Raw genomic sequence first — 544 nt, forward strand, 5'->3', positions numbered from 1 at the left:
TGCTGCATTATAATATATGGTGAATTTACTAGCTTGTTAAGTGATCAGTGTTCAGTAAAGATACAAAAAAAATCATTTAATAACTTATTTCACCTGTACGATGGAATGAAACCAAATATAGATAGTTGGTTAGGGTCAATTACATTAAAAAATCAAGAATTGAATGTGAAGGAATCGGCTATAAGTGTTCCGGAAAAATAAAATCGGCATATATTAATATTGTTTCTTTCTCATGGATAAGACATCGGCCTAATCTCTCTTGCGATGTCTTTTTATTTGTGTTTAATGCAAAATACTTAATACTATCTTCTTTTTGTTTCATATTATCGTTTATAGAATTATCCAAAAGTTCAATTAATTTCCGTTTTCTCTTTTATTTTACAAAAGTAGCACCATATAATCGTATCGTGTTCCAAATTATCTTAATAAACTTGTTCATGGAAATCTTTTGTTAGACAACCAAATTTGGAACTTAATTGGACTATTTACACAAGAAGTACAGTTTATTGGATAATTCTACAAATGAAATAACATCACTTTGTCA

Annotated in this window: 1 protein-coding gene; it reads left to right on the forward strand. The window is 28.1% G+C overall.

Annotated features, from left to right (window positions below; translation table 11 throughout):
- Positions 1–201: hypothetical protein (locus tag CN514_RS26275; protein WP_217993968.1), on the forward strand; the 201-nt coding region annotated here is incomplete at its 5' end.
- Positions 202–544 lie beyond the last annotated feature (343 nt).

It is taken from the genome of Bacillus sp. AFS001701 (assembly GCF_002559405.1).
In the GTDB taxonomy this organism is placed as follows: domain Bacteria; phylum Bacillota; class Bacilli; order Bacillales; family Bacillaceae_G; genus Gottfriedia.